Source organism: Occallatibacter sp. (genome assembly GCF_049802275.1).
Lineage (GTDB): Bacteria > Acidobacteriota > Terriglobia > Terriglobales > Acidobacteriaceae > Telmatobacter.
In genome coordinates this window covers 1-6,736 of record NZ_JBARMD010000062.1, presented here as the reverse complement: position 1 = coordinate 6,736, position 6,736 = coordinate 1, and the positions used below count along the sequence as shown (strand labels likewise).

General features: G+C 59.2%; 6 protein-coding genes. 2 read left to right on the top strand and 4 right to left on the bottom strand.

Features of this window, described 5'->3' with window-relative positions; translation table 11 throughout:
- The 4 genes from WA354_RS02100 to WA354_RS02085 form a co-directional block, all read right to left on the bottom strand.
- Nucleotides 1-1,113 (bottom strand): RNA polymerase factor sigma-54 (locus WA354_RS02100; RefSeq protein WP_472811356.1); only part of this gene is annotated, 1,113 nt, incomplete at its 3' end.
- Between the two features lie 201 nt (nucleotides 1,114-1,314).
- Nucleotides 1,315-2,043, bottom strand: a complete 729-nt coding sequence (gene lptB / locus WA354_RS02095) for an LPS export ABC transporter ATP-binding protein (protein WP_472811355.1) — start codon at nucleotides 2,041-2,043, stop codon at nucleotides 1,315-1,317.
- 32 nt (nucleotides 2,044-2,075) lie between these two features.
- Complete coding sequence (locus WA354_RS02090) at nucleotides 2,076-4,547, bottom strand: LptA/OstA family protein (protein ID WP_472811354.1); 2,472 nt, start codon at nucleotides 4,545-4,547, stop codon at nucleotides 2,076-2,078.
- 8 nt (nucleotides 4,548-4,555) lie between these two features.
- Entirely contained in the window at nucleotides 4,556-5,197 is a 642-nt protein-coding gene (locus WA354_RS02085) for a hypothetical protein (protein WP_472811353.1), read from the bottom strand.
- Nucleotides 5,198-5,309: 112 nt separating this feature from the next.
- On the opposite strand from WA354_RS02085, the gene WA354_RS02080 reads away from it, so the two are divergent.
- A complete protein-coding gene (locus WA354_RS02080) occupies nucleotides 5,310-6,194 on the top strand; it encodes an aldo/keto reductase (RefSeq protein WP_472811352.1) in 885 nt (294 codons plus the stop codon).
- A 133-nt stretch (nucleotides 6,195-6,327) separates the two neighbouring features.
- The coding region (locus WA354_RS02075; protein WP_472811351.1) for a ribonuclease T2 family protein at nucleotides 6,328-6,736 on the top strand (409 nt) is incomplete at its 3' end.

The following is a 6,736-nucleotide window of genomic DNA, read 5'->3' as shown; positions in this document are numbered from 1 at the left end:
CTCCTTGACTTCCTTCTCGGTGCCTTCAGCCGCCAGCATGCGCCGGTAGCGCGAGCTCAACCGGAGGCTGGGTAGGTCCTCTTCGTTCATCGAGACCACCCATTCGCCGCCGCGCTTGGTGAAAACCACGTCGGGTTCGATCAACCGCGTCTGCTCGCGGTTGTATAGCCGGCCCGGACGCGGATCGAGAGTGCGGATAAACTCGACGCCTTCATGCGCCTCTTCCGGCGACACATGCAGCGACTTGGCCAGATCCTTCACGTCACGCTTCTGCAACAACTGCAGGTGACTTTGCACAATCTGCGTAGCCACCTCCATCGATCGCCGGCGCTCTTCGAGCTTTGCATCGGCCTCTGCCTTGAAGCTGCCGTGCAGATCCTCATGGCCATTCTCTTCGTGGTGGTGTGCATACACCTTGCTCAACTCTGCCTGTTGCGCCGCGATCTGGATAAGCAGGCATTCGCGCAAATCCGCTGCCGCGACACCTGCCGGATCAAGATGCTGTACCAGGTCGATGCCACGCTTGACCTGCTCGATCAACGCCTCCTTGCTCTCTCCCTGGTTCTCCGGGAATTGCGCAAAAGCCTCGGTCAGCTCATCGTGATTGACCGTGAGGTATCCGTCCTCATCCAGGTTGCCGATGATGAACTCAGCAGCGATTGCCAGCTCAGGCGCCAGCGTCAAAGCTCCCAGCTGCCACGCCAGGTGATCGGATAGAGTTGTAGGCTGCGAAAGGAAGTTCTCGAACGAGGGCTTCTCGCTGTCTTCATACTCCGGCTGGGTGCGGTAGCCCGGATCAAGGTAGTCCTGAAAGTACGACCCGAAATCAATCTCGTTGAAAGGATCCTTGGGTTCGGCCGCGGGCTCCGTCGTCCCAACATCCAGCCGTTCCGGGGGCTGCAGATCGTGCTCCTGCCGGCTCGCCACTTCGTCCAGCATCGGAACTGTTTCGTCAATCTCCTCCAGGACGGGGTTTTCCACCATCTCGGCATCGATCATCTCCTTCAGCTCGAGCTTGTTGAGCGCAAGGACACTCACCATCTGCATCAGGCCCGGCGTAAGGACCTGGCGTTGCGATACCTTCAGGTTCAATCTAGGTTGCAACAGTGCCATACACGGACTCGATTCCCAATAGGACTAGGTCTAAGTGTAATCGGGTAGCAAGCCGGGTGCACGCGACCCCGCTTTCTTGTTCTTCCAAAAGGGCCTTTCCCCGATCCGGTAATTCCCGGCTTGATGGGTACCCACAATTTTGGGCCGTTGCATGGCCTCCGTGGCAATGGGTTGCCCTACTGACTCAGATTCCGCTGCGGCCTAATTAAGCGAGAAACCTTCTCCCAGGTAGATGCGCCGAACCTCAACATCGTTCCCCAACTCATGCGGCGTACCGGCACGGAAGATCCGCCCCTCCGCAATGATATAAGCGCGATCCGTTACGCTCAATGTCTCCCGAACGTTGTGGTCGGTGATCAGGATTCCGATCCCGCTCGCTTTCAGATCGAAGATGATCTTCTGCAATTCCAGCACGGCGATAGGATCGATACCGCTGAATGGCTCGTCCAGCAAAATGAAATTCGGTTGAATGCACAGCGATCGCGCAATTTCCACGCGCCGTCGTTCGCCACCCGAAAGCGCGTATCCTCGCGTACCCCGAATATGCCCAAGGCTTAACTGTGCAATCAGTCGCTCGGCACGTGATTTCCGTTCGCGCGTATCCAGCGCCTGCGCCTCCAGGACCGCCAGGATGTTTTCTTCCACCGTTAGTTTGCGGAAGACCGATGGCTCCTGCGGCAAATAGCTGATGCCGTAATTGCGCGCCCGCAGGTACATCGGAAGCCGGGTAATATCGTTGTCGTCCACCATGATTCGCCCGGTCTCCGGCGCCACCAGACCCACGATCATGTAAAAACTCGTCGTCTTGCCCGCGCCGTTAGGCCCCAGCAGCCCGACCACCTCGCCACGCGAGATCTTCAGGTTCACTCCGCGTACTACCTGGCGGCCCTTGTATGACTTGCCGATTCCCTCAGCGATTAACGTTTCCATCTAGCTCTCGGGCGTGTCTTAAAACACCCCAACTACTTTGGCGCCGTTGTTACTGTCGTTGTCTTGCGTCCGTCGCCTTCGATACTGACGCTATCATCGCGACTATTGAAAATCAAAGCCTGCCCTGTCACCGTACCGTGTGTCGGATCGATCAATCGTGGCGGCGCGCCAGCTGTCCCGGTCAGCACATAGTTGCCGCTGTCGCCTGTATAGACGAGCTGTTCGCCGATTCCGCGACGTCCCTCCGATGAAATCTCCACGTGACCGGTTGAGGTCATCCGGTCCACCTGCGCAGCCGCACCATCTTTCCCCGCGTGATTCCCCGGCGGCAGCAAAATCAGTTCCAGTTCATTCGAAATAGTGGTCGCATCCGCGGTGCTGGAAAACACGCTCCCCGCCGCTCCCGCGCGCATTACTGCCTTCCGTTCCGCGCTCGAATACTTCAACTCACCGCCGCGCACCCGAACCACCGACGGCCCGCTCTGTTTCTGCCCTCCCGGTTTGCCTGGAACTGCCGCCGTCGCACTTACCAGCACAACCTGTACCGGATTCTTGCCGTCTCTCGTCTCCGCTGTCAGCGTCTGTTTCGTCCGATCCAGCACAATCATCGGAGCGACAACAGAATTCCCTTGCTGCCACAACCGAGCATTGCCCTTGAACGTCACCGAGCCGCTCGCGCGCTTTAATTCCGCCTCATCCGCGACAACATGCGTCGGCCCCTGCGCGCCGAAATTTGCGTTCGTTTTTACCGAAGCGCCTTTTTTTGCCGGATTCGCGCTTTCAGGATCACCTGTCCATGTGGCTTTGACGTTGCCCTCGGCGAAGGCGTCGCCCGAGACTTGCGACACGTTTAACTTGTCTGCGGTCAGTTGCAGGCCTCCGTCTGTTACCCGCGGGCCTCGCGTCAGATACAGCAATTGCCCGCTATTGTCATAATCGGCATGGCCTGCCGTCGCACTCAACACTGATTGAGCTACACCCCCCTTGGCCGGTGGCTGCTCCGTCAGCACCACATTCCCGTCCACCGTGGCAGACTCGATCTGTACCTGCTCACCCGCTGCTTTCGCGCCACTCTTGGTTGCTTTCTCCGCTGACGCCAGGCGAGCCTCAAGCACATCGCCCTTCATCGTCTGCTGCGCTCCTGCGGCAGTTGTCTCAGCGATCGCCGTATGACCTCGTCCCAAGAGCTTTGTCAACACGCCGTTTGCTCCGAACTCGCCCGTCACATCGTCCGCGGTCAGCTTTTCGGGAGTCAAAGGCCCGCTTCCACGTTGGCTTGTCGCCACCACAACCACACCTCCGGTGCCGTGGATTGACGCAGGTTCCACCTTGCTCTTGCCTGCATTTCTGAACAGTACATCCGCAACCGGCGAAGCCCAGGTTCGATGAGCGTGCAGTGGCCCCGTCTCTTCATCGCTCGCGATCTGGACTCCGCGTTCCAGATGCGCACTACGCAATTCGCCATTCCCCGCGAACACCAGGTCCATCGTTGGCGACGTGCCGTGAACCTTGCGGCCTTTCTTGTTATCCGAATCGATCGTCACGCCGCCCTGCATGTGACCGTGAACAGGCCGGCTGCTTTCGCCGAATTCGAGCGTACCTGTGGGCGCGGCGAGACGTCCGCCCGTCGCCGTCTCAAGGACCACCCCCCCATCCGCCTCCAGGCGCTCCGCAGAGCCGTCATCTCTGAAGTAGACTCTCGCCCTCTGCGCACTCGACACATCGGAGCGATAGTGCACCAATGCGGATTGCAATTCGCACACCTGGTCGTTTCGCTCGAAAACCGCATGCTGCGCCAACATATTCACCAGGTCGGTGCCACGCTGGACATCCAACTGCACGGTGTGGTCGAGCACCAGGAACCCGTTGTGCGCGTCATAACTCGCGCCCTTCGCGCTGCCGCGGCCCTGTGCCATCGTGAACTCAACTCTCTCCCCTGTCGAAGCTTCGCCAGTGTTGCGATTGAAGATCAGAGCGCTCGTCTTCACGTGGATCTCGCCGCTCGCCGCGGTTTGTGCCGCCGAAGTCAGCGTACTGTTCTTCTGCTTCGTATTCAGCATCTGGTTTGCCGCAGCTTTCGGCGCAATTGCCGGTGCCACCGTGGGTTTGGTCAGCGTGATCTCTACCGGACCCACTGCCTTCGCAATACCGCTGTTCGGATCGTACTCAAATTCGTCGCCTTCAATTCGATCCACCCGGCTTCCATCTTCGGCATAGAGCTCGATCGAGACATTGTGCAACTGCAGAAAAACCTTGCCGTCTCGCTTCAGCTGCACTTGCTTCGAAGCGTGAATCTTGTACATCAAGTGTCCACCATGGTCATAGTGCTCCCACTTGAAGCCGCTGGCCTCCTCCTGGATGTTCAGCCCGAGCCTTTGCGGAAGATCTTTGCGAAGAAATCGATTTCGGAGCCTGGCGGTTCCCAGAAACACGCCCAGCGCAACCACCAGCAGCACCCCTGCCACCAGCACCAACGTACGCAACCGCTCGATCGTGAAGCGCACCGTTCTCCTTAGTTCGCCATTCCCAGCCGGGCCGCCAGCCGTTGCGCCAGGCTCTCTCCGAGTTCGCTCCACAAAAGCCGCGCCGTCGCTCCCGAGTCTTTCTCAGCCGCGGTGGTAAGCTCGATCAGCTGGCGAACGTTCTCCTCGACATGCCGTGCAGCCGTCGCGTTCAGTTCGATCTCCTCATCCAGAAACGCCGCATCGCTCCCGAAATCGATTCGGATGTGCCCGTCCTGTTCGTATGCACCTTCGTCAAAAAGCGGTCCATACCCGGTCACGCGCACCAGCCTCAACTCTCGGGCCCAGCGTGTCGAACTCGCCGCACTCTTATCCTCAGGATCAGAACTTGCCGTCCCGACCTCGGGCTCCCACAAACTCCACCCAATCTGAAACTCATACGCGTAGTCCTCATGCAGCAGTTCCAGCGCATCCTCCACGGCCAGCCGCGGCTCAAGCCCACGTTCTCCGTGCCCGAAGACTTTTTGAAATACAGGCGACTCGCTCCAGTTCACAGGCCATGCAGTGGCCGAGTACACCCGCGCCTCTCCGCCATGTTTCGCAAAAGCTCCCAGCACCGCCGTCAGCTTCTCTGCCAGCCCCGCCAGTCGCAGATTCGGGTACCACAAACTCAAATAAAGAGTGTCAGCCATCTCTATAGATTGTAGACGCGCGGCAGCCCGGCTCGATTCATCCGGAACCTGCCGTTCACCTCTTGCGACCATCGCCTCTCAACAGACATCCTAATGAGCGAAGGAGCTTTCCATGTCTACGACATCCCAGGCCGTCTCTGCCGCTGCGGCAGGAACCATCACACTTGGTGACCTCAAGGTCAATCGCCTCGGTTACGGCGCCATGCGGATCACCGGCAAAGGCATCTGGGGACAGCCAGCCGATCACGCAGCCGCCATCGCCACCCTGCGCCGCGCAGTCGAACTTGGAGTCAACTTCATCGATACCGCCGACTCCTATGGCCCCTATGTTTCAGAAGAGTTGATCGCCGAAGCACTCTCCCCTTATCCGAGCGGTCTCGTCATCGCTACCAAGGGCGGATGGGAGCGCGTCGGCCCTGGCCAGTGGATCCACAACGCCAGCCCGAAACATCTTGAAGCAGCAGTCGAAGGCAGCCTTAAGCGCCTCCGCCTCGACCGCATCGCCGTCTACCAGCTCCACATCCCCGATCCCGCCGTTTCCTTTGACGCATCGATGGAAACCCTCGCCGGTCTCCAGCAAGCCGGCAAGATCCAGCACGTGGCGCTCTCCAACGTAACGCTGGAACACCTCGAGAGAGCCCGCAAAATTGTCCCCATCGTCTCCGTGCAGAACCGCTACAGCTTCGCAGACCGCGAGTGGGACTTCCTGCTCGACCACTGCGAAAAGCACGGCATCGCCTTCATTCCCTGGGCGCCCCTCGGCCAGAATCGACAGGCCCATGATGTCCTCGAAAAGGCCGCAAAGGAACTCCAGGCAACGCCGCTGCAAATCGCCCTCGCGTGGCTCCTCGCACGCTCCAGAGTCATCCTTCCCATCCCCGGCACGTCTTCGGTAGCGCACGTCGAAGAGAACATCGCCGCGGCCGGACTCAAGTTACCCGATCGCATCTTCCGGGAACTTTCCGATTTCAAAGCTTCACCCGCCGTTCTGCGCTGAACCCCAACTGCGGCTTCGTAAATCTGTGAGGTGTCATCCTGAGCGGAGCAGCTTGGGGCCCCACGAACGAGCATCGTTTGTGGGGAATGCGGAGCGAAGGACCTGCTTTTTGCGCGCATAGCTTGAAAACGACATGCCCGGCCCTTGGCCACCTGCTATCCTGCGCTGCATGAAGCACGCGTCCCTCACCATCACTCTCGCGCTTCTCCTTCTAAGCGCCTGCAAGTCTGCTCCCAACACTGACGCAGCTTCCCCAGGTTCCTCCGCGACTTCAAATCGTGCGACCCCGCACCTCACCCAGGGCACCGGCTTCGATTACTACCTGCTCAATCTTTCCTGGTCGCCCGAGTTCTGCTACTCGCATCCGAATGCCGTCGAGTGCTCTTCACACTCCACTTTTGTGCTTCATGGTCTATGGCCGCAGAACACCAACGGCAGTTATCCCGAAAATTGTTCTGATGCCCCGGGCCCCGCCGATCCATCAGCCTTTAGCGACATCTATCCCGATCAGGGCCTGCTTCAACATGAATGGCATACGCATG

What these genes read in the sequence shown, in the direction of transcription:
- WA354_RS02085 (WP_472811353.1), bottom strand. Translation starts at nt 5,197, where the DNA reads ATGGCTGACACTCTTTATTTGAGTTTGTGGTACCCGAATCTGCGACTG.
- WA354_RS02080 (WP_472811352.1), top strand. Translation starts at nt 5,310, where the DNA reads ATGTCTACGACATCCCAGGCCGTCTCTGCCGCTGCGGCAGGAACCATC.
- lptB (WP_472811355.1), bottom strand. Translation starts at nt 2,043, where the DNA reads ATGGAAACGTTAATCGCTGAGGGAATCGGCAAGTCATACAAGGGCCGC.